This window comes from Curtobacterium sp. VKM Ac-2852, assembly GCF_013205045.1.
Classification (GTDB): Bacteria; Actinomycetota; Actinomycetes; order Actinomycetales; family Microbacteriaceae; genus Curtobacterium; species Curtobacterium flaccumfaciens.
In genome coordinates this window covers 605,674-626,356 of record NZ_JABMLI010000001.1, presented here as the reverse complement: position 1 = coordinate 626,356, position 20,683 = coordinate 605,674, and the positions used below count along the sequence as shown (strand labels likewise).

21 protein-coding genes are annotated in these 20,683 nt (G+C 70.8%); 17 read left to right on the top strand and 4 right to left on the bottom strand.

Annotated features, from left to right (window positions below):
• Positions 1 to 167: 167 nt before the first annotated feature.
• The gene (locus HQQ79_RS03090; RefSeq protein WP_027467055.1) at positions 168 to 659 is read right to left on the bottom strand and encodes an inorganic diphosphatase; all 492 of its coding nucleotides are present in this window, start codon (positions 657 to 659) and stop codon (positions 168 to 170) included.
• Positions 660 to 723: 64 nt separating this feature from the next.
• Here HQQ79_RS03090 and tilS point away from each other — a divergent pair, with 64 nt between their 5' ends.
• The 15 genes from tilS (at position 724) to HQQ79_RS03020 (ending at position 14,010) form a co-directional block, all read left to right on the top strand.
• The gene (tilS, locus tag HQQ79_RS03085) at positions 724 to 1,743 is read left to right on the top strand and encodes a tRNA lysidine(34) synthetase TilS (RefSeq protein WP_173032460.1); all 1,020 of its coding nucleotides are present in this window, start codon (positions 724 to 726) and stop codon (positions 1,741 to 1,743) included.
• Positions 1,744 to 1,752: 9 nt separating this feature from the next.
• Positions 1,753 to 2,304, top strand: coding sequence for a hypoxanthine phosphoribosyltransferase (gene hpt / locus HQQ79_RS03080; RefSeq protein ID WP_017887686.1), 552 nt, complete (start codon positions 1,753 to 1,755; stop codon positions 2,302 to 2,304).
• 158 nt (positions 2,305 to 2,462) lie between these two features.
• Positions 2,463 to 4,451, top strand: a complete 1,989-nt coding sequence (ftsH, locus tag HQQ79_RS03075) for an ATP-dependent zinc metalloprotease FtsH (protein WP_111192549.1) — start codon at positions 2,463 to 2,465, stop codon at positions 4,449 to 4,451.
• Positions 4,452 to 4,457: 6 nt separating this feature from the next.
• Positions 4,458 to 5,426, top strand: a complete 969-nt coding sequence (gene folP / locus HQQ79_RS03070) for a dihydropteroate synthase (protein WP_173032459.1) — start codon at positions 4,458 to 4,460, stop codon at positions 5,424 to 5,426.
• A complete protein-coding gene (folB, locus tag HQQ79_RS03065) occupies positions 5,423 to 5,812 on the top strand; it encodes a dihydroneopterin aldolase (protein ID WP_027467059.1) in 390 nt (129 codons plus the stop codon). Before folP ends, folB begins: the two co-directional genes overlap by 4 nt.
• Complete coding sequence (folK, locus tag HQQ79_RS03060; protein ID WP_111057561.1) at positions 5,809 to 6,363, top strand: 2-amino-4-hydroxy-6-hydroxymethyldihydropteridine diphosphokinase; 555 nt, start codon at positions 5,809 to 5,811, stop codon at positions 6,361 to 6,363. The genes folB and folK overlap by 4 nt, the downstream gene beginning before the upstream one ends.
• Positions 6,360 to 6,851: a DUF3180 domain-containing protein gene (locus HQQ79_RS03055; RefSeq protein WP_027467060.1), complete on the top strand. Its 492-nt coding sequence runs from the start codon at positions 6,360 to 6,362 to the stop codon at positions 6,849 to 6,851. Before folK ends, HQQ79_RS03055 begins: the two co-directional genes overlap by 4 nt.
• A gap of 24 nt (positions 6,852 to 6,875) precedes the next feature.
• Positions 6,876 to 7,397 carry a PH domain-containing protein gene (locus HQQ79_RS03050; RefSeq protein ID WP_173032458.1) on the top strand — a complete coding sequence of 174 codons (522 nt, stop codon included), beginning with the start codon at positions 6,876 to 6,878 and terminating at the stop codon, positions 7,395 to 7,397.
• 9 nt (positions 7,398 to 7,406) lie between these two features.
• Complete coding sequence (locus HQQ79_RS03045) at positions 7,407 to 9,167, top strand: PH domain-containing protein (RefSeq protein ID WP_173032457.1); 1,761 nt, start codon at positions 7,407 to 7,409, stop codon at positions 9,165 to 9,167.
• Positions 9,164 to 9,856, top strand: coding sequence for a Rossmann-like and DUF2520 domain-containing protein (locus HQQ79_RS03040; RefSeq protein ID WP_035809347.1), 693 nt, complete (start codon positions 9,164 to 9,166; stop codon positions 9,854 to 9,856). The genes HQQ79_RS03045 and HQQ79_RS03040 overlap by 4 nt, the downstream gene beginning before the upstream one ends.
• A gap of 514 nt (positions 9,857 to 10,370) precedes the next feature.
• On the top strand, positions 10,371 to 11,897 hold the full coding sequence (gene lysS / locus HQQ79_RS03035; protein WP_173032456.1) for a lysine--tRNA ligase: 1,527 nt from the start codon (positions 10,371 to 10,373) through the stop codon (positions 11,895 to 11,897).
• A gap of 29 nt (positions 11,898 to 11,926) precedes the next feature.
• Entirely contained in the window at positions 11,927 to 12,130 is a 204-nt protein-coding gene (locus HQQ79_RS03030; protein ID WP_071245264.1) for a hypothetical protein, read from the top strand.
• Positions 12,131 to 12,226: 96 nt separating this feature from the next.
• Entirely contained in the window at positions 12,227 to 12,400 is a 174-nt protein-coding gene (locus HQQ79_RS03025) for a hypothetical protein (protein WP_173032455.1), read from the top strand.
• Between the two features lie 63 nt (positions 12,401 to 12,463).
• Entirely contained in the window at positions 12,464 to 12,598 is a 135-nt protein-coding gene (locus tag HQQ79_RS18875) for a hypothetical protein (protein WP_258320880.1), read from the top strand.
• 353 nt (positions 12,599 to 12,951) lie between these two features.
• Positions 12,952 to 14,010, top strand: a complete 1,059-nt coding sequence (locus tag HQQ79_RS03020; RefSeq protein ID WP_035809350.1) for a sigma-70 family RNA polymerase sigma factor — start codon at positions 12,952 to 12,954, stop codon at positions 14,008 to 14,010.
• 182 nt (positions 14,011 to 14,192) lie between these two features.
• On the opposite strand, the gene HQQ79_RS03015 is transcribed toward HQQ79_RS03020, so the two are convergent.
• A complete protein-coding gene (locus tag HQQ79_RS03015) occupies positions 14,193 to 15,125 on the bottom strand; it encodes an NAD(+)/NADH kinase (protein ID WP_027467066.1) in 933 nt (310 codons plus the stop codon).
• 70 nt (positions 15,126 to 15,195) lie between these two features.
• Between HQQ79_RS03015 and HQQ79_RS03010 the strand changes: the two genes are divergently transcribed.
• Both HQQ79_RS03010 and HQQ79_RS03005 read left to right on the top strand, forming a co-directional pair.
• On the top strand, positions 15,196 to 15,672 hold the full coding sequence (locus HQQ79_RS03010) for a Clp protease N-terminal domain-containing protein (RefSeq protein ID WP_173032454.1): 477 nt from the start codon (positions 15,196 to 15,198) through the stop codon (positions 15,670 to 15,672).
• A gap of 224 nt (positions 15,673 to 15,896) precedes the next feature.
• Positions 15,897 to 18,416, top strand: coding sequence for an ATP-dependent Clp protease ATP-binding subunit (locus tag HQQ79_RS03005; protein WP_027467068.1), 2,520 nt, complete (start codon positions 15,897 to 15,899; stop codon positions 18,414 to 18,416).
• A gap of 295 nt (positions 18,417 to 18,711) precedes the next feature.
• Here HQQ79_RS03005 and HQQ79_RS03000 read toward each other — a convergent pair whose 3' ends face one another.
• Positions 18,712 to 19,734 (bottom strand): hypothetical protein, encoded by a 1,023-nt coding sequence (locus HQQ79_RS03000; protein ID WP_173032453.1) that lies wholly within the window; start codon positions 19,732 to 19,734, stop codon positions 18,712 to 18,714.
• Entirely contained in the window at positions 19,731 to 20,681 is a 951-nt protein-coding gene (locus HQQ79_RS02995) for a hypothetical protein (protein ID WP_173032452.1), read from the bottom strand. Before HQQ79_RS02995 ends, HQQ79_RS03000 begins: the two co-directional genes overlap by 4 nt.
• Positions 20,682 to 20,683 lie beyond the last annotated feature (2 nt).

Here is a 20,683-nt window from a genome sequence, read left to right as displayed (position 1 = left end):
ATCGGGCGTACCTGCACGGATCAACGCACCAGGTACGCCCGTTTCCACCAGGTACGCCCCCGGCATGCCCCGCGCGGCCCGCCCCGCGCAACAGCAGCCCACGCCGCACACAGAACGGCGCCCGCCCTCCGGAAGGAGAGCGGGCGCCGTTCGTCGTCAGGGGATCGTCAGTGCGAGCCGGGCACGTACGCGGCCTGACCGGCCTGCACGATGCGCTCGGCCTCGGCGGCGTCGCCCCAGCCCTCGGCCTTGACCCACTTGTTCGGCTCGAGGTCCTTGTAGCGCTCGAAGAAGTGCGCGATCTCGGCCTTCGTCTGCTCCGGCACGTCCGAGATGTCCTGGATGTGTGCCCAGCGCGGGTCCTTGGCGGGGACGACGAGGACCTTCTCGTCGTTGCCGGCCTCGTCGCTCATCTTGAAGACGCCGACGGGGCGGACCTTGACGCCGACGCCGGGGAACGTCGGGAACTCGAGCAGCAGCAGCGCGTCCACGGGGTCACCGTCGTCGGCCAGGGTCTTCTCGAAGAACCCGTAGTCGGTGGGGTAGACGAACGAGGTGAACAGCACGCGGTCGAGGTAGACGCGACCGGTCTCGTGGTCCACCTCGTACTTGTTGCGGCTGCCCTTGGGGATCTCGACGACGACGTCGTACGCGGCCATGTTGCGCTCCTGTGTCTGCTTCGGGGACTGTCGTGTGTTGCGAAAGCGCGGCTAACGTTACCGGGTGAACTCTCCGCGTCCCCGGCTCGACCCCGCCGTCGCCGAGACCCGCCTGGCGGTCCGCGACCTGCTCGCCGCAGCCGTCGACGACGGTGTGGTCGCCGCAGGCGACCTGGTCCTCGTCGCACTGAGCGGCGGACCGGACTCCCTCGCCCTGGCGGCGGCCACCGCGTTCGAAGCGGGCAAGCAGGGTCTGCGGGCCGGGGCAGTGGTCGTCGACCACGCGCTCCAGGCGGGCTCCGAGGCGGTCGCGAGCCGCGCCTCCCGGCAGGCATCCGAGCTGGGACTCGACCCGGTGACGGTCCGCAGGGTCACGGTCGGCTCCGACGGTGGCCCGGAAGGCGCCGCCCGGGAGGCCCGCCACGCGTCGATCGCCGAGGTCGCGGCCGCCACCGGGTCACCCCTCGTGCTGCTGGGCCACACCCTGGACGACCAGGCCGAGACGGTGCTGCTCGGCCTGCTGCGCGGCAGCGGGCCGGACAGCCTGTCCGGCATGCAGCCGCTCGCCCGACGCGACGGCGGCCCGGCGTACGGCCGGCCCCTCCTGTCGGTCCGGCGCCACGCGACCCGGCAGGCGTGCGCCGCAGCGGGGCTCGCGCCGTGGCACGACCCGCAGAACGACGACCCCGCGTACGCGCGGGTGCGGGTGCGGAACACCCTGCTGCCGGTGCTCGAACGGGCGCTCGGTGCCGGGGTGCCCGAGGCCCTGGCCCGCACGGCCGACCAGCTGCGCGAGGACTCCGCCGCCCTCGACCACTTCGCCGAGGAGATCGCCGAGGACATCGCCGAGCACTCCGAGGCGGGCATCTCGCTGTCGGTGCGGGCGCTCGGGGCGAACCCGCCGGCGCTCCGGCAGCGACTCGTGCGCCTGGCGGTGGAGAGCGAGTTCGGGGTGACGCTGTCGCGCGTGCAGACGCTCGAGGTCTGCCGGCTGGTCACGGACTGGAGCGGACAGGGCCCGATCGACCTGCCGGGCGTCCGTGCCACGCGGACCGGCGACCGCATCGAGTTCAGCGCCGGTTAGGCTGGCGTGGTGGAACTCTCCGACGTCCAGGCAGACCTGTCCGAAGTGCTCTTCACCCCCGAGCAGATCGACGAGAAGCTCGCCGAGCTCGCGGCGGTCGTCGACGCCGACTACGCGGGCCGCGACCCGCTGCTCGTCGGGGTGCTGAAGGGTGCCGTCATGGTGATGGCGGACTTCTCGCGCCACCTCAAGATGCAGGCGCGGATGGACTGGATGGCGGTGTCGTCGTACGGCTCCGGCACGAAGTCGTCCGGTGTGGTGCGGATCCTCAAGGACCTGGACACCGACCTGCACGGCCGCGACGTCCTGATCGTCGAGGACATCATCGACTCCGGTCTGACCCTGTCGTGGCTCAAGCAGAACCTGCAGTCCCGCGGTGCCGCGAGCGTCGAGATCGTCGCCCTCCTGCGCAAGCCCGAGGCCGCCAAGGTCGAGGTCGACGTGAAGTACGTGGGCTTCGACATCCCCGACGCCTTCGTGGTCGGGTACGGCCTGGACTACGACGAGCGCTACCGCAACCTGCGCGGTGTCGGCGTCCTCGCTCCGCACGTCTACTCCTGACGGGCGGCCCGCCGCGCTCGGGTCGCACTCGGCCGACTCTGGCCCGGGGGTGAGTTCGCCCGCAGAGGACACCCATTCTCGCCACAGAATCGCGGCCGTATGCTGACCTGCACGCAACTTCGGCAGAGAAAGGTGTCGGGCACTCGCGCCCGGATCACATGAACTTCAAGCGCATCTTCCGCGGCCCGTACCTCTACGTGCTGATCGCGCTGGCGGGCATCTTCATCGGCTGGAGCGTCATCAGCCAGGGCAGCACGCAACAGATCGACACCCAGAAGGGTCTCGAGCAGCTCTCCGATGACAAGGTCTCGTCCGCGACCATCAACTCCACCGAGCAGCGGGTCGACCTCGTCCTGAAGGACGGCGACAAGCAGGAGCAGTTCTACTACTCCACGCCCCGCGGCGAAGAAGTGGTGCAGGCGGTCAACGACTCCAACCTGCCGGACGGCTACAACGACACCGTGCAACAGGGCAACTGGTTCCTGTCGCTGCTCGGCATCCTGCTGCCGTTCCTGATCATCGGTGCCCTGTTCTGGTTCCTGCTCTCGAGCGCCCAGGGCGGCGGCTCGAAGGTCATGCAGTTCGGCAAGTCGAAGGCCAAGATCAACAACAAGGAGAACCCGCAGGTGTCGTTCGCCGACGTCGCGGGTGCCGACGAGGCGATCGAGGAACTGCACGAGATCAAGGAGTTCCTCAAGGAGCCCGCGAAGTTCCAGGCCGTCGGTGCGAAGATCCCGAAGGGCGTGCTGCTCTACGGCCCTCCCGGAACCGGCAAGACCCTGCTCGCCCGCGCCGTCGCGGGTGAAGCCGGCGTGCCGTTCTACTCGATCTCCGGTTCGGACTTCGTCGAGATGTTCGTCGGTGTCGGTGCGAGCCGTGTCCGTGACCTCTTCGAGCAGGCCAAGGCGAACTCGCCGGCCATCGTCTTCATCGACGAGATCGACGCCGTCGGTCGTCACCGTGGTGCCGGCATCGGCGGTGGCAACGACGAGCGCGAGCAGACGCTGAACCAGCTCCTCGTCGAGATGGACGGCTTCGACGGCAAGACGAACGTCATCCTCATCGCCGCGACGAACCGTCCCGACGTGCTCGACCCCGCGCTCCTGCGCCCCGGCCGCTTCGACCGCCAGATCGGCGTCGACGCTCCGGGTCTCGCCGGCCGCAAGCAGATCCTCGAGGTGCACGCGAAGGGCAAGCCGCTCGCCGCGAGCGTCGACCTCGAGCTGCTCGCCCGCAAGACGCCGGGCTTCACCGGTGCCGACCTGGCGAACGTCCTGAACGAGGCGGCCCTGCTGACCGCCCGTTCGAACGCGCAGCTCATCGACAACCGCGCCCTCGACGAGGCCGTCGACCGCGTGATGGCCGGCCCGCAGCGCCGGACCCGGATCATGTCCGACCAGGAACGCCTGATCACCGCGTACCACGAGGGTGGCCACGCCCTGGCGGCAGCGGCGATGCGGCACACCGACCCGGTCACGAAGATCACGATCCTGCCCCGCGGCCGTGCCCTCGGCTACACGATGGTGCTCCCGCTCGAGGACAAGTACTCGGTCACCCGCAACGAGCTCCTCGACCAGCTCACCTACGCCATGGGTGGTCGCGTCGCCGAGGAGATCGTGTTCCACGACCCGACCACCGGCGCCTCGAACGACATCGAGAAGGCCACCGGCACCGCCCGCAAGATGGTCACCGAGTACGGCATGAGCCAGGCCGTCGGGTCCGTCAAGCTCGGGTCCGGCTCGAGCGAGCCGTTCGTCGGCCGTGACATGAGCGGTGGCACCGGTCGCGACTACTCGGAGACCATCGCCCAGACGGTCGACGCCGAGACCCGCGCCCTGCTCGAAGCAGCGCACGACGAGGCCTACCAGGTGCTCAACGACAACCGCGACATCCTCGACCGCCTGGCCGGCGAGCTCCTCGAGAAGGAGACGCTCGACGCCCCGGAGCTCGTGGAGATCTTCAAGGACGTCCGCAAGCTGCCGGAGCGCCCCCAGTGGCTCTCCAGCGACAAGCGCCCGGTCAGCAACCTGCCCGCGATCGACGTGCCCGGCAAGGCCGCCTCGACCGCAGCGGACCCGTCGGACTCCGAGTCGACCTCGAAGACCCGTCGTCGCCCGTTCGGCAACCCGGGTATCGCCCCCGCGTAGGCCGGCATGACCGAGCTGCCGACGCGACGAGAGCGTCGACTCGCCGAGGTGAGTCGTGCCCGCGCCGCCGCCGCCGAACCGGCGACGGTCGCGATCGACCTCCGTGCACCCCAGCCGGTGCCGGAGGTCGTGACCGGCCGTCGCCGTGACCGCGGTGGCCCGGCCGAGGAACGCACCCGGGTGCTCGGCATCCTCAACGTCACCCCCGACTCGTTCAGCGACGGCGGGCTGCACCAGGCCTACGACGCCGCCGTGCAGCACGCACGTGACCTCGTCGCGGCCGGTGCGGACGTCATCGACGTCGGCGGGGAGTCCACCCGCCCCGGTTCCGAACGCGTGCCCGTGCCGGTCGAGCAGGAACGTGTGCTGCCGGTCGTGCAGCAGCTCGTGGCCGAAGGGATCCCGGTCAGCGTCGACACCATGAACGCCGCGACGGCCGAACGTGCCGTCGACCTCGGTGCCGCCATCGTCAACGACGTCTCGGGCGGGCTCGCCGACCCGGACATGGCCCGGGTCGTGGCGTCGACGGGGGTCGGCTTCGTCGTCATGCACTGGCGCGGCCACAGCGACCGGATGTACCGCAACGCCGAGTACACCCACGCGGTCGAAGAGGTCCGGCGCGAGGTCGAACTCCGGGTCGCCGAACTCATCGTGCTCGGTGTCCGGCAGGAGCAGGTCGTGATCGACCCGGGCCTCGGCTTCGCCAAGCACGGCGTGCAGAACTGGGAGATCCTGGCCGGCTACGAGCGCTTCGCCTCGATCGGTCTGCCGGTGCTCGTCGCCGCCTCACGCAAGCGGTTCCTCGACGGTGTCGGGAGCCCCGAGGGCGCTCCACCCAGGGAGCGCGACCTCGCCACCGCCGCCATCAGCCTGCTCGCCGCCGAACGCGGCGCGTGGGGTGTGCGCGTGCACGACCCGGCACCGACCCGTGCCGTGCTCGACGTCTGGGACGCCTGGAGGGCAGCTCGATCGTGAACGACACCATCCGACTCACCGGGGTCCGCGCCCGCGGACACCACGGCGTCTTCGACCACGAGCGCGAGGACGGCCAGGACTTCGTCGTCGACGTCGCCGTGGAGCTCGACGCCCGTGCCGCCTCGGGCAGCGACGACCTCGACGCCACCGTGCACTACGGCGTCCTCGCCGAGCAGGTCGTGGCCGAGATCGAACGCGACCCGGTCGACCTGATCGAGACGCTGGCCGAACGCATCGCCGCGGCCGTGCTCACCCACCGTGCCGCCTTGGCGACGGAGGTCACGGTGCACAAGCCGCAGGCCCCGATCACCGTGCCGTTCACCGACGTCTCGATCACCATCCGGCGCACCCGCGGCGCCACGGTGCCGGACGAGGAAGAAGAATGACCCACCGGGTCGTCGTCGCCCTCGGAGCGAACCTCGGCGACCGGGGGAGCACGCTCCGCGCCGCCGCCACCGCGATCGCCGCCCTGCCCGGGGTCGAGCCCGTGGCCTCGAGCCGCGAGGTCGAGTCGGTCGCCGTGACCCTCGACGGCCTCGACACGTCGAAGCCCCGCTACCGGAACGCCGTCGTGGTCGTCGACACCGACCTCGAGCCGCAGGCCTTCCTCGACGCCCTGCACGGCATCGAGGACGCCCACGGCCGCACGCGCGAGGTCCGGTGGGGCGACCGCACCCTGGACCTCGACATCGTCGCGGTGGACGACCTGCGGATCGCCACGGACACCCTGGTCGTGCCGCACCCCCGGGCAGCGGAGCGCGCGTTCGTGCTCGCCCCGTGGCTCGACGCCGACCCCGAGGCCGTCCTGCCCGGTGCCGGACCGGTGGCCGACCTGCTCACCGCCGTGGGGGACGACACCGAGCGCGTCGACGAGCCGCGCCTGTTCGCGGAGCCGGCACGGGCCTCCCGGCCGGCGGGGAGCGCGACCAGCGCATGAAGCCCACCCGTGCCTCCACGCTGATCAGCATCGCCGTCGTGACGGTGGTCGCTGGTTTCGCGGTCGACGCCGTCCTGGCGTCGCGCCAGCTACCGACGTTCCTGTTCTCGATCCCGCTCGGCATCACGCTCGCCTTCATCGGCGTCGCCGTCGTGCTCATGGCGCGCCCGGTGCGCCGGCACGCGCGCGACGGCGCCGGACGCCAGCGGCCGGTCGACCCGCTCTACGCGACGCGGGTCGTCGTGCTCGCGAAGGCGTCCAGCATCTGCGGCACGCTGCTCGGCGGGTTCGCCCTCGGCCTCGTGCTGTACCTGCTGACCCGTTCCGCGACGCCTTCGCTAGGCTCGACCCTGCCGAACGTGATCGCCGTCGGGGGCGGGATCGTCCTGACGGTCTGCGCACTCGTGGCGGAGCGCATGTGCATCGCACCTCCGGGTGACGACGACGACCGTGACGATCCCCGCAACGGTTCGACGACGGTGAACTGACCGAGCAACCCCAGGAGGCCCGCGATGCCGCGTGAACGACTCGACGAGCCCGGCCTCGGCCTCGGGGGGATCGCCTGGCAGCGGGTGTCCGCGAAGCTCGTGTGGACCGAACTCATCACCACGCTCGTGATCGGTGTCGTGCTCACCGCCGGATGCGTGCTCATCGGGATCGTCACCGACGGCTTCGGTTCCAGGGCCGGCACCGTGTGGCTCACCATCGGCATCGTCGTCGCGGTCACCACGGCGATCACCGCTGCGCTCACGCCCCGACGGGTCCGTGCCATCGGCTACGCGCTCCGCGACGACGACCTGGTCGTGCGCCGTGGCCTCATGTGGCAGCGGTTCACGGCGGTCCCGTACGGCCGGATGCAGCTCGTCGACGTCGCCCGGGGCCCGCTCGACCGGGTGCTCGGCATGAGCGAGCTGAAGTTCGTCACCGCCGCGGCCGCGACGAACGTCCGCATCCCGGGTGTCCCGGCAGCGGACGCCGACGAGCTGCGCGACCGCCTCGTCGAGCTCGCCGAGTCCCGTCGCGCCGGTCTGTAGGGGTCGTCCGTGACCTTCCGACCGGGCACCCCGCCACCCGCTCCGCCCGCGCCGCCCACCCGGGGCAACGCGGCCGCCGCGGCACCCCTGACCGACGGCGAGTGGCACCGCCTGCACCCGCTCACCCCGCTGCTCAAGGGCGGGATCTTCCTCATCGTCATCCTCGGCTACGTGCTCAACAGCCTGCGCGACCAGCTCGTCGAGTTCTTCATCCCGGGCGAGCAGCAGGAGGACGGTGACCCGGTCCGGTACGTGTACGAGCACGGCGTCGTCGGCTGGGTCCTGCTCGGCATCGTGGTGCTGCTCGTGGTGCTGATCGGCTTGTTCTACCTGTCCTGGCGCATGCACGAGTTCCGCGTCACCGGCGAGATCGTCGAGGTGCGCTCGGGCGTGCTGTTCCGGAACCACCGCAAGGCCCGGCTCGACCGGATCCAGGGCATCAACATCCAGCGGCCGCTCGTGCCCCGGGTGTTCGGCACCGCCAAGCTCGAGATCGCGCAGGCCGGCAACGACGCCAACGTGCAGCTCGCCTACCTCGGGGCCCGCGCCGCCGACGACCTGCGGCAGCGGATCCTGGTGCTCGCGTCCGGCGCGAAGGACGACGACGGCCACGGTGGCCCGTCGCGGCAGTCGCACGGAGCACTGCAGGACCGCGTCGACGAGATGTTCTCGCCCGAGCTCGACCCGGCAGCCGTGCACGCGACCCGCATCGTCAAGGTGCGCCCCGGTCGGCTCATCGCGTCGATGCTGCTGTCCGGCACGACGCTGTTCCTGCTGCTCGTCATCGCCGGCATGATCGTCAGCGTCGCCCTCACCGGCGAGTTCGCGGTGCTGTTCGGGCTGTTCCCCGCCGTGCTCGGTGCCGGTGGCTACTACGTCCGCAAGTTCTCCCGTTCGCTGCAGTACACGATCGCCGAGACCCGCGACGGCATCCGGATCGGCTTCGGGCTGGTCTCGACGTCGAACGAGACGCTGCCGCCCGGCCGCATCCACGCCGTCAGCGTCGCACAGCCGCTGCTGTGGCGTCCGTTCGGCTGGTGGGACATCCGCATCAACCGTGCGACGAGCGCCGGCAACGGAGCGTCGAGCAACCAGCAGGTGTCCTCGATCGTGCTGCCCGTGGGCACCACGGCGGACGTCCGCGAGGTCCTCGACATCATCCTGCCCGGGCTCGTCGGCACCGTCGTCGCCGGCCCCGAGGCGTCGCAGGAAGCCCTGCGAGAAGGGGCTGCCGAAGCCGTGGACGTCGTCGACGACAGCCTCACCACCTCGGGCGATCGCGGCGGCTTCGTGCACTCCCCACGACGCGGCGCCTGGCTCCGTCCGTTCGCGTTCCGGCGCAACGGCTACCGGTTCGTGCAGGGCGCGGTGCTGCTACGGCTCGGCGCCGTGTGGCGGTCGCTCGTCATCGTGCCGCTGCCCCGGGTGCAGAGCGTCAAGGTCGAGCAGGGTCCCCTCGAGCGTGCCCTGCGGCTCGCAGCCGTCCACGTCCACACCGTGGCCGGTCCGGTCTCGGCCCGCGTCGGTGCGCTCGACGCGCGTGACGCGCAGCGCCTGTGGTCGGAGACGACGCAGCGTGCCGTCGAGGCGGCCGCGGTCGACACGACGCACCGCTGGCGCGAACGGGAGGCCCGTCCCGCGGCCGCCAGGCACGCTGCGGCCGACACCGTGCCCGGGTCCGGAGCCCCGGCCGGACCGACGGCGGACCACCGGCCCGGTGCCGTCCCCGCCGGCTGGGGCGACGTCCCCCCGACCGGAGCCGCACGATGAGGGCCGGGCGCCTCGGGGTCGGCATCGTCGGCGCCGGACGGGTCGGACCCGTCCTCGGAGCGGCCCTGGCGAACGCGGAGCACGCCGTCGTCGGGGTGACCGCCGTGTCCGACGAGAGCCGTGACCGCGCCGAGGCCATGCTGCCGGGCGCCCCGGTGCTCGCGACGCCGGACCTGGTCGAGCGGAGCGAACTCGTGCTGCTCGCGGTGCCGGACGACCAGCTCGCCTCGCTCGTGCAGGGGCTGGCGGACGCCGGGATCTGGCAGCCGGGGCAGCTCGTCGTGCACACCAGTCCGGACCACGGCGTCGGCATCCTCGCCCCGGCGATGGCAGCCGGTGCGATCCCGTTGGCGATCCACCCCGCGATGGCCTTCACGGGCACGAGCGTCGACCTGTCCCGGCTGCGCGACGCGTACTGCGCGGTGACCGCCCCGGCGCCCGTCCTGCCGATCGCGCAGGCGCTGGTGGTCGAGATGGGGGCCGAACCGTTCGTCGTGGCCGAGGGCGACCGGCCCGCGTACGCCGATGCGGTGCGGGCCGCCGTGAGCTTCTCGACCGCGATCGTCGACCAGTCGGCGGGCACCCTGTCCGGCATCGGCGTCGAACACCCGGGTCGTGTCCTCGGTGCGCTCGTCCGCTCCGCCGTCGACAACGCGCTGACCGCCGCCGACGGGCAGTCGACGCTCTAGCGGTTCGGGGGCGGGACCGCGGCGCGGGGCGGAGATCGGGGCCGGGCGGAAGTCGGGGCCGGGCGCTCGGGTGGTCACGACTCCCCGCTCAGTTCCGCCGAGTGATCACGACCTGTCGGTTGCGCGTGCTCGAGCTGACAGATCGTGACCGGTCGGCGTGGTGCGGGCGGGGTGTTGTGACCGCGGTCTCGGCTCCTGTTTCGGCGAGCTCGGCGACTCCGGGTGGTCACGACTCCCCGCTCAGTTCGCCCGAGTGGTCACGACCTGTCGGTTGCGCGTGCTCGAGCTGACAGATCGTGACCGGTCGGCGTGGTGCGGGCGGGGAGTTGTGACCGCGGTCTCGGCTCCGGCAGCCTGGCAGCCCCGCCGCCCGGCAGCCCGTGGTGGTCGGGACCCACCGCTCAGTTCTGCCGAGGGGGCGAGAACTGTCGGCCGGGCGGGCACGGATCGGGGGCGGGACCGCGGCGCGGGTAGCATTTCCCCCGACCCCCACGACCATCGGAGCCGCACCCGCATGACCGACGAGACCGTCACCCCCGACACCGCGATCGCCGACGCCGCCGCACTGGCCGAGCAGGAGACCAGCGAGCAGCGACAGGTCCGGCTCGACAAGCGGGCGAAGCTGCTGGAGTCGGGCATCGAGGCGTACCCCGCCGAGCTCCCCATCACCACGACGATCCCGGCCGTGCGCGAGCAGTACGCGCACCTGGAGATCGGCGAGGAGACCCAGGACGTCGTGGGCATCGCGGGTCGTGTGGTGTTCTCGCGCAACACCGGCAAGCTCTGCTTCGCGTCCCTGCAGTCGGGCGACGGCTCGCGCATCCAGGCGATGGTCTCCCTGGCCGAGGTGGGCGACGAGTCCCTCGCCCGCTGGAAGGAGTTCGTCGACCTGGGCGATCACGTGTTCGTGCACGGCCGCGTGATCTCCTCGCGCCGCGGCGAGCTGTCGATCATGGTCGACGACTGGGCGATCGCGGCGAAGGCGATCCTGCCGCTGCCGAACCTGCACAACGAGCTCAACGAGGAGACGCGCGTCCGCCAGCGCTACCTCGACCTCATCGTCCGCGACGAGGCCCGCGCCACCGTGCGTGCTCGCGCTGCCGTGATGGCCTCGCTCCGCCAGACCTTCACCGCGCACGAGTACCTCGAGGTCGAGACCCCGATGCTCCAGACCCAGCACGGCGGCGCCTCGGCCCGACCGTTCGTGACGCACTCGAACGCCTTCGACACCGAGCTGTTCCTGCGCATCGCACCCGAGCTGTTCCTGAAGCGCGCCGTCGTCGGTGGCATCGACCGGGTGTTCGAGATCAACCGGAACTTCCGGAACGAGGGCGCCGACTCGTCGCACTCTCCCGAGTTCGCGATGGTCGAGGCGTACCAGGCGTACGGCAACTACGAGCAGATGGCCGACCTGACGCAGGAGCTCGTGCAGAACGCGACCCGCGCGGTCACCGGTGGCGCGCTCGAGGTGACCCTGCCCGACGGCAGCACCTACGACCTGGGTGGCGAGTGGCCCCGCATCGACATGTACGGCTCGCTGTCCGAGGCCGCGGGGCGCGAGATCACCCCGGAGACCCCCCTGTCCGAGCTGCAGGCGCTCGCCGAGGCCGAGGGCGTCGAAGTCGCCCACGCCACGCACGGCAAGTACGTCGAGGAGCTCTGGGAGCACTTCGTCATCGACTCGCTCGACCGCCCGACCTTCGTGATGAACTTCCCGGTCGACACCTCGCCGCTCACCCGGCAGCACCGAACCCGTCCGGGCGTCGTCGAGAAGTGGGACCTGTACGTCCGCGGCTTCGAGCTCGGCACGGCGTACTCCGAGCTCGTCGACCCGGTCGTGCAGCGGGAGCGGTTCGTCGAGCAGGCGAAGCTCGCGGCCGGCGGTGACCTCGAGGCGATGCGTGTCGACGAGGACTTCCTGCGGGCCCTGGAGCACGCGATGCCCCCGTCGGGCGGCATGGGCATGGGGATCGACCGCCTGCTCATGGCCATCACGGGCCTGGGCATCCGCGAGACGATCCTGTTCCCGCTGGTCAAATAGCTCCCGGTCCACCGGGGTACGATGCTCGGGTGCCTGAAGGAGTCGTAAGCGGGATCGTCTTCGCCCTGACGCCGACCATCGTCGTCGGCCTGATCTTCTGGTTCGTGATGCGCGCGATCATGCGTGCCGACCGGACCGAGCGTGCCGCGTACGCCAAGGTCGAGGCCGAAGAGCGCGCCCGCTTCGAGCGTGAGCACGGTCGCCCCGCACCGGCTCCGACGTCAGCCGAGTAGTCGCAGCCGCAGCACCCTGCACCGCGCGCTGTCCGGCGCGAACGTCCTTGCGCTGACTTCACCCGGCGTTCACCGCGCGGTGTGACGCTGTCGCGCATGCCGACCTTCCCGGAACCCGTCGAGGACCTCGACGACCTCGACGTGGAGGACGCCTTCGGGCACCCGGTGTCCGGCACGTCCGGCCTGCCCGACGGTGCCGATCGAACCGACCGCGGAGCCGACGGCGGACCCCTCGACGACGAGGGCGACGTCGACGACCTCGACGTCTGAGCGCCGACGGACCGTCACGCACCGTTCACCTCGCCGACGCGTGCCGGGGTGAGCATCGTCCGCATGGCAACCACCGCACATCCATTCACGGGCCGCAGCCTCGTCGGTGACATCGAGAGCGAGTACGACGAGTTCGACCGAGACGCAGACCTCGAGGTCTCCAAGCGCCGGGACGGGTGGCTCGAACCCTCCTGGTGACCCCCACCCATTCGGTATTCGGGGTACGACGACCAGATCGCACTGATCCGGTCGGACGTACCCCTTTTGCATGTCCGGAGTACGCAGTCGCCTGGGGTACACGATCGGAAACGCTGGCGAAACACGCCTGCAACGCCGGAAACACGGCGTTATCCGCTTGATCCAGGGCCGATTGGGGGACCAGACTGGCGGTGGGCTGTACCCCGCGGGGGACGCTTTCGATGACGAAGCACGGAGAACCCTGAGAATCGCTCCGAACGATTTGTGGGGTACACCTCCGGGCCGCTTTACTCATCAGCACCCCCCGGCAACGCCCCACGAAGCCATCACCGTCGAACGCAGGGAGAAACACCATGACGATCGCAACGGCTGCACCCAGCACCACCCGCCGCACCGCCACCAAGAAGGCATCGGCATCGAAGACCGCGACCGCCGAGTCCGCCACCACCTCCCTCGACACCGAGGTCGAGGCCGACGAGCAGCTCGCCGGTGTCCGCGGTGCCTCGGTCGACCAGGTCGGCGACTACCTCCGTCACATCGGCCGTCTCTCGCTCCTCACCGCCGAGGAAGAAGCGCAGATCGCACGCCGCATCGAGGTCGGGCTCTTCGCCGAAGAGAAGCTCGCCACCGAGAAGGGTCTCGCGAAGACCCTGCAGCGTGAACTCCGCTGGCTCGTCCGTGACGGTGAGCGCGCCAAGGAGCGCATGATCACCTCGAACCTCCGCCTCGTCGTGAGCATCGCCAAGCGGTACTCGCAGCGTGGCCTGCCCTTCATGGACGTCATCCAGGAAGGCAACCTCGGCCTGGTCCGTGCGGTCGAGAAGTTCGACTTCACGCAGGGCTACAAGTTCTCGACCTACGCCACCTGGTGGATCCGCCAGGCCATCTCGCGTGGTCTCGCCGACAAGGCACGCACGATCCGCATCCCGGTGCACACCGTCGAGCTCATCAACAAGATCTCGCGCACCGAGCGTGACCTGACCGTCGACCTCGGCCGTGCGCCGATGCCGGAGGAGGTCGCCGCCGAGCTGAGCATGAGCGTCGAGGAACTCGTCGACCTCAAGGGCCGCTCGCACGAGCCGGTCTCGATCCACACCGTGGTCGGCGACTCCGACGACAGCGAGCTCGGTGACTTCATCGAGGACGAGGACGCCGCGAGCCCGAACGAGCTCACCGAGACGACGCTGCTGCACCGCGACATCCGCTCCATCGTCGCCGAGCTGCCCAGCGACGAGGCGAACGTCATCCGCATGCGCTACGGCCTGGACGACGACAAGCCGATGACCCTCGACGAGATCTCGAAGATCGTCCACACGACCCGTCAGGCCGTCAGCCGGGTGGAGTCGCGCGCGAAGCTGCGTCTGTTCGCCAAGGCGGTCTCGCAGGACATGCAGCTGTACCTGACCGACTAGGTCAGTGGACTTCGGCCGGCGCGTTCACCCGTGCCGGCGCGGGGAAACCGGGTCGTTCTGTGGGAAGACGATCCGGTGGGGTGATGGGACGGCCCGCTCGAGCACTGCTCGAGCGGGCCATTCACGTCCCCGGGGCCAGGACCGGGGTCCGGACCGGGGCCAGGGCCGGCGCCGACGCGGCGTCAGTCGTCGATCTCGCGCCGGAGCTTCTGCCGCAGGTCGCTCGGGATGAGCTCGACCAGCTGGTCGGGCCGCACCGGCAGGTCGAGCAGGCTGAGCTTCACGCGCCCGGTCCGCCCGTGCCGCTCGGCGTCCAGGCGCACCACGCTGCCGGCGTCCTTGCGGAGCCGCATGTCGATCTGCGCCCCGGTGGCGACCTCGCCGACCACGAGCCCGTCGACCTCGAGCGCTGCGCTCCTGGTGCCCTCGGCGATGTCGAACCGGTAGCGCTCCCGCGCGGCGAGCACCACGGAGCGGTCGATCCCGGCCATCGGCGCGACCGGCGTCACCACGGAGCCGGACAGCGCGGGGGAGAGCACCGGCCCACCGGCGGCGTAGTTGTACGCGGTGGAGCCGGCCGGGGTCGCGGCCACGATGGCGTCGGCCCGGTAGTACCCGTACCCGAGGCCCCCGACGCTGAGGTCGGCCGACACCTGCCCGGCACCGGGCCGTCGCACGATGGTCAGGTCGTTGAAGGCCAGGTAGTCGGTGCGGGCGCCGCCCCAGGACAACCGGGCCTCGAGCGCGTGGTGCGGCTCGAGCTGGTACTCGCCGGCGGACAGCCGTTCCAGCGCGCTCTCGAGCTCGGGCGGCTCGATCTCGACCAGGAACCCGACGTTGCCGTAGTTCACGCCGAGGACGGGCACCGGGCGCTTCGCCACGAGCCGCATCGCGCCGAGCATGGTGCCGTCGCCGCCGAGGGCCACGACCAGGTCGACGCGGTCGGTGAAGTCGTCGTCGTCGACCACGTCGACCCCGCCGCCGATGCGCTGGGCGTCCGCGCGCCGGGCGAGCAGCTCGCCCTGGCCGGACGCGTTCCAGCGCTGCAGGGTCGTCACGGACTCCTGCACGTTCTTGGTCGGGTGGACGACGAGGCCGACGACGGGCTGCTCCATGAGCGGATCGTACCGAGCGGACCTCCGATGCGGGCTGGTCGTTCGCAGAGGTATGCGATATTCTGAATACATGCAGACCGCTCAACTCTCCGTCGCCCTCCCTTCCGTCCGGCACGGCCGCGAGATCGTGCTGCTCGCCGACCTCGAATCCCACGAGTCCGGTTTCGGCTTCGTCGACGCCGAACACCTGCTGCTGGCAGCCGTCACGCTCTGCGCCGGCATGCCCCGCTTCCGGCCCGTCCTCGACGCCCACCGGATCACCCCGGACACCGTCCACTCCGGCATCCGCGCCTTCGTCGGCGCACACAGCACCTGCCCCGGCGAACACGACCGCGTCGCGTGCACGCCGGCTGCGATGCGCGTGCTCGCCCGGGCCGCGACGATCGCCGGCCGTTCGGAGCGCATCCGACCGCCGCACGTCGTCCTCGCCGTGCTCGACTCGGTCGACGATCCGCTCGCCGGATCCGGGCACGACGTCCTCGACGCCCTCGGCGTCGACGCCCGCCGCTTCCGACGTGACCTGCGTCGCGCGGTGCGGCGCTCCTGACCCAGCGCGACCGACAAGCGGACCGGAGGCCCGTGGCGATCCCGCCACGGCCCTCCAGTCCGTCTCGTCGTTCGCTCACTGCGCACAAGACGCACCCTGGTCACGCCCACGGCGAACAGGGGCAGCCCCCGGGGGGAGCGCTGGTTACTCTCGAAGTACTTGGCCGGACTCACACGAGACCGGCACAGCGTCGGCTCCGCTCATCAGGGGCCAAGGGAGAGCACATGTTCGAGAGATTCACCGACCGGGCCCGTCGTGTTGTCGTCCTCGCTCAAGAAGAAGCGAAGATGCTCAACCACAACTACATCGGCACCGAGCACATCCTCCTCGGCCTCATCCACGAGGGCGAGGGCGTCGCCGCCAAGGCGCTGGAGTCGCTGGGCATCTCGCTCGACGCCGTGCGCGAGCAGGTCCAGGACATCATCGGGCAGGGCCAGCAGCAGCCGACCGGGCACATCCCGTTCACGCCGCGCGCCAAGAAGGTGCTCGAGCTGTCCCTGCGCGAGGCGCTGCAGCTCGGCCACAACTACATCGGCACGGAGCACATCCTGCTCGGCCTGATCCGCGAGGGCGAGGGTGTCGCAGCCCAGGTCCTCGTGAAGCTCGGCGCCGACCTGAACCGGGTGCGCCAGCAGGTCATCCAGCTCCTGTCCGGCTACCAGGGCAAGGAAGCGGTCGCCGTCGGCGGCGAGCAGCAGCAGAACGCGCAGCAGGGTTCGCAGGTCCTCGACCAGTTCGGTCGGAACCTCACCCAGGCCGCGCGTGACGGCAAGCTCGACCCCGTCATCGGGCGCGAGAAGGAGATGGAGCGGGTCATGCAGATCCTCTCCCGCCGCTCCAAGAACAACCCCGTCCTGATCGGTGAGCCCGGCGTCGGCAAGACCGCCGTGGTCGAGGGCCTCGCCCAGGCGATCGTCAAGGGCGACGTGCCCGAGACGCTGAAGGACAAGCAGCTCTACTCGCTCGACCTCGGGTCGCTCATCGCCGGGTCCCGTTACCGCGGTGACTTCGAGGAGCGCCTGAAGAAGGTCACGAAGGAGATCCGCACCCGCGGCGACATCATCGTCTTCATCGACGAGATCCACACGCTCGTCGGTGCCGGTGCAGCCGAGGGTGCGATCGACGCGGCCTCGATCCTCAAGCCGCTCCTCGCCCGCGGTGAGCTCCAGACCATCGGTGCCACCACGCTCGACGAGTACCGCAAGCACTTCGAGAAGGACGCCGCACTCGAGCGTCGCTTCCAGCCGGTGCAGGTCAACGAGCCGTCGCTGCCCCACGCGATCAACATCCTCAAGGGTCTTCGCGACAAGTACGAGGCGTTCCACAAGGTGTCCATCACCGACGGTGCGATCGTCGCCGCGGCGAACCTGGCGGACCGCTACGTGCAGGACCGCTTCCTGCCGGACAAGGCCATCGACCTGATCGACGAGGCCGGCGCTCGCCTGCGTCTGTCGATCCTGTCGGCGCCGCCGGAGCTCCGCGAGTTCGACGAGAAGATCTCGACGGTCCGCGGGTCGAAGGAAGCCGCCATCGAGGAGCAGGACTTCGAGAAGGCCGCGAGCCTGCGTGACGAGGAGAAGAAGCTCCTCGGCGAGCGTCTCCGCCTCGAGAAGCAGTGGCGTGCGGGTGACGTCGCCGCGTCCGGCACCGTCGACGAGGGCATCATCGCCGAGGTCCTGGCCCAGGCCACGGGCATCCCGGTGTTCAAGCTCACCGAAGAGGAGACCTCGCGTCTCGTCTTCATGGAGAAGGCACTGCACGAGCGCGTCATCGGTCAGGAAGAGGCCATCTCGGCCCTGTCCAAGACCATCCGCCGTACCCGTGCCGGCCTGAAGGACCCGAACCGTCCCTCCGGCTCGTTCATCTTCGCCGGCCCCACGGGCGTCGGGAAGACCGAGCTCGCCAAGGCCCTCGCCGAGTTCCTGTTCGACGACGAGGGTGCGCTGATCTCCCTCGACATGTCGGAGTTCGGTGAGAAGCACACCGTGTCCCGCCTGTTCGGTGCCCCTCCCGGGTTCGTCGGGTTCGAGGAGGGCGGCCAGCTCACCGAGAAGGTGCGCCGCAAGCCGTTCTCGGTGGTCCTGTTCGACGAGATCGAGAAGGCCCACCCGGACATCTTCAACTCGCTGCTGCAGGTGCTCGAGGAAGGCCGTCTCACCGACGGTCAGGGCCGCGTGGTCGACTTCAAGAACACCGTCATCATCATGACCACGAACCTCGGTTCGCAGGGCATCGCCGGTGGCCCGGTGGGCTTCCAGGTCGAGGGTGACTCGGCCGTCGGCTACGACCGCATGCGCGGCAAGGTCAACGAGGAGCTCAAGAAGCACTTCAAGCCCGAGTTCCTGAACCGTGTCGACGACACGATCGTGTTCCCGCAGCTGTCGCAGCCCGAGCTGCTGCAGATCGTGGACCTGTTCGTGAAGCGCCTGGCCGACCGCCTGCTCGACCGCGACATGACCGTCGAGCTCACGCTGCCGGCCAAGGAGCAGCTCATCAAGGTCGGGTTCGACCCGTCCCTCGGTGCTCGTCCCCTGCGTCGCGCGATGCAGCACGAGGTCGAGGACCAGCTGTCCGAGCACATCCTGCAGGGTGAGCTCAACGCCGGCGACCACGTGAAGGTCGACTTCGTCGACGGTGCGTTCCACTTCGAGACCGGGCGTCAGCCGGGCCGCGAAGAGGTCCTCGCCGGTGCAGCCGCGGTCGAGGCCGCGACCGACACGCCCCAGGGCGAGATCGAGTCCTAGGACCTGACACCCCACGGACAGGAGGCTCGGTGCCAGCTGGCACCGGGCCTCCTGTCCGTTCTCGGGTCGCGTTCAGATCCCGCATCGCCGATCTGCGCGTCCTTCCGGCCACGGACCCCCGTCCGGGGGTACTGTGATGACAACGCGCGAGACGTTCCCCCCAACTCCTCGCGCGTCGCGCTCGATCGGTTCCCCCCAACGGATCGAGACGCAGCCGGCCCCGGTCTGTCCGCAGACCGGGGCCGTTGCACGTCCGGGGGGTGGTGCCTATTCGTGCGGACGGGTGTCCGCGGCGTCAGGCGGCGTCGGGCAGCTGTGCGGCGAAGTCGCGGACGGCGCGCTCCCAGCGCTCCGGGTCCTCGTTCCACTCGAGCGTGTGCGGCGCCGTGCGGAACGCGACCGTGGTGGCGCCCTGCCGCGCGGCGACGGCGGCGACGTCGTCGGCCGCGACCAGGGCGTCGGCCTCGGAGTGGATCAGCAGCGTCGGCGTCGACGAGTCCTGCCACGTGGTGGTCGTCACGGGAGTCGGGGCCCCGGCGAGGCGTGACAGCACGTTCGTGGTCGCGATGCGTGCGGCGACGGTGCCGACGAACGCGGGCAGGTGCGCGCCGCGGACGGCCCCGCGGAGTGCTGAGGCGACGTCGAGCAGGGGTGAGACCGCCACGATGCCGTCGACGTCGACACGTGCGGCTGCGACGGAGCAGGCGAGTGCGCCGGCGGACCAGCCCTGCAGCACGACGCGCTGAGCACCACGGGCCCGGGCGGCGCGGACGGCGGCGACGATGCGGTCCGCTGCGCCGGCGTCGAGGGAGCGGAGCGGCAGGTCGGTGGTGTCGACGACCTCGGACGAGGCGCCGAGCGCACGCCAGACCCCGACACCGCGCAGGACCTGGCGCGGGCCGAGGGACTGCCCGTGCACGTGGACCACGTGGGTCGTGGCGGCCTCGGGCTCGGTGCCGGGGACGTCGTCCGGTCCGTCGTACCGCAGGGCGTCCCAGCCCCACGCACCGGTCGCCACGGGGGCGGTGACGCTGCGGCGCACGGTGTCGCCGTCGCTGCCGGTCCCGGTCTCCGTGCTCGCGGTGGTGATCGCGCCGACCTGCACCCGGGTGTCGTCGCGCTGCAGGTCGTAGGTGCCCGGCAGGCGGGTGTCGCGGGTGGCGGTCAGCTCGACCTCGGTGTCCGTGGCGCTGCGGACCGTGGCGGTCGCCGTGTACGGCGTCGGGAACAGCAGCCGCCGTGCGACGAAGGCGCCGAGTCCGAGCGTGCCGACCGCTCCTGCCGCGGTGCCGAGTGCCGTGATGCGTGCGCCGGTCATGTGATCTCCCTGAGTCGTGCCGTGGTGAGCGTCGCAGCGGCCGGAACGTCCTGCCCGGCCTCGCGCGCGCGGTCTTCGATCTCGACGGACAGTCGGTGCTGCCGACTCCGCCACTGGCGACGCTGCCACACGATCGTGAAGTAGAGCCCGGTGTTGCCCGATGCCGTCTCGAGCCGCCGGAGTTCCGGTTCGAGCACGTGGAACCGGCGTCGGGCGGCCCGCCAGTCGCGGAACTCCCGTGCGGCGTCGGGCAGGACGCCACCGGCCGCGCCGATCGCGAGCAGGACCATCGAGCCGAGGAACACCGGGGTGTAGAGCTTCGACAGGACCCCGACCGCACTGTCCGCGCCGGCGACGTGCACGGCGTCGAGGGCGATCGCGATGCCGGCGAGCAGCACGAGGCCGGCGGCACCGACGACGAAGAGCCAGTACAGGCGGCCGAGCCCGTCGCCGCTCCGGAATCCGCGCAGCACGGCGACGGCCGACCGGGCGATCACGATGGCGATGTAGGTCATCTCGACCGCCGAGTAGAGCGCGGTCGGTAGCTGGTCGCCGTAGGCCACCATGAACTGCGCCGTGGGCGTCGGTGCGTCGATGAAGCTGAACAGCACGACCAGGGCGACGAGCACGAGCACGCAGCCGATGATGCGGCTGGCGCGCAGGAGCTTGGCGGAGCGTGCGGCGGCCTCGACCGACTGCGCGAGGGCGAACATGCCGCACACCATCAGGCAGCGGCCGAGCAGGTCGGCGATGTTGGGCACGTGCGTCACACCGGCGAGGAACGTCGTGACGTCGGGCTGGTTGATCGTGAGCCCGACGGCGACGCAGCTGCAGCAGACCATCAGCCAGGTGACGCTGGCCGACTGGGTGCGCACCAGGAGCAGCCGGGCGACCAGCACCGCCAGGATCAGCCAGACCGGGATCGACCCCCAGACGTGCAACGTCACCG

Bases quoted from the DNA above. Each gene is read 5' to 3' on its own strand.
- folP (WP_173032459.1), top strand. From the start codon at position 4,458: ATGACCGAGCTGCCGACGCGACGAGAGCGTCGACTCGCCGAGGTGAGT.
- HQQ79_RS18875 (WP_258320880.1), top strand. From the start codon at position 12,464: ATGGCAACCACCGCACATCCATTCACGGGCCGCAGCCTCGTCGGTGAC.
- HQQ79_RS03020 (WP_035809350.1), top strand. From the start codon at position 12,952: ATGACGATCGCAACGGCTGCACCCAGCACCACCCGCCGCACCGCCACC.
- HQQ79_RS03005 (WP_027467068.1), top strand. From the start codon at position 15,897: ATGTTCGAGAGATTCACCGACCGGGCCCGTCGTGTTGTCGTCCTCGCT.
- HQQ79_RS03050 (WP_173032458.1), top strand. From the start codon at position 6,876: ATGCCGCGTGAACGACTCGACGAGCCCGGCCTCGGCCTCGGGGGGATC.
- ftsH (WP_111192549.1), top strand. From the start codon at position 2,463: ATGAACTTCAAGCGCATCTTCCGCGGCCCGTACCTCTACGTGCTGATC.
- HQQ79_RS03090 (WP_027467055.1), bottom strand. From the start codon at position 659: ATGGCCGCGTACGACGTCGTCGTCGAGATCCCCAAGGGCAGCCGCAAC.
- HQQ79_RS03040 (WP_035809347.1), top strand. From the start codon at position 9,164: ATGAGGGCCGGGCGCCTCGGGGTCGGCATCGTCGGCGCCGGACGGGTC.
- HQQ79_RS03000 (WP_173032453.1), bottom strand. From the start codon at position 19,734: ATGACCGGCGCACGCATCACGGCACTCGGCACCGCGGCAGGAGCGGTC.
- HQQ79_RS03025 (WP_173032455.1), top strand. From the start codon at position 12,227: ATGCCGACCTTCCCGGAACCCGTCGAGGACCTCGACGACCTCGACGTG.
- HQQ79_RS03055 (WP_027467060.1), top strand. From the start codon at position 6,360: ATGAAGCCCACCCGTGCCTCCACGCTGATCAGCATCGCCGTCGTGACG.
- lysS (WP_173032456.1), top strand. From the start codon at position 10,371: ATGACCGACGAGACCGTCACCCCCGACACCGCGATCGCCGACGCCGCC.
- HQQ79_RS03010 (WP_173032454.1), top strand. From the start codon at position 15,196: ATGCAGACCGCTCAACTCTCCGTCGCCCTCCCTTCCGTCCGGCACGGC.
- folK (WP_111057561.1), top strand. From the start codon at position 5,809: ATGACCCACCGGGTCGTCGTCGCCCTCGGAGCGAACCTCGGCGACCGG.
- HQQ79_RS03015 (WP_027467066.1), bottom strand. From the start codon at position 15,125: ATGGAGCAGCCCGTCGTCGGCCTCGTCGTCCACCCGACCAAGAACGTG.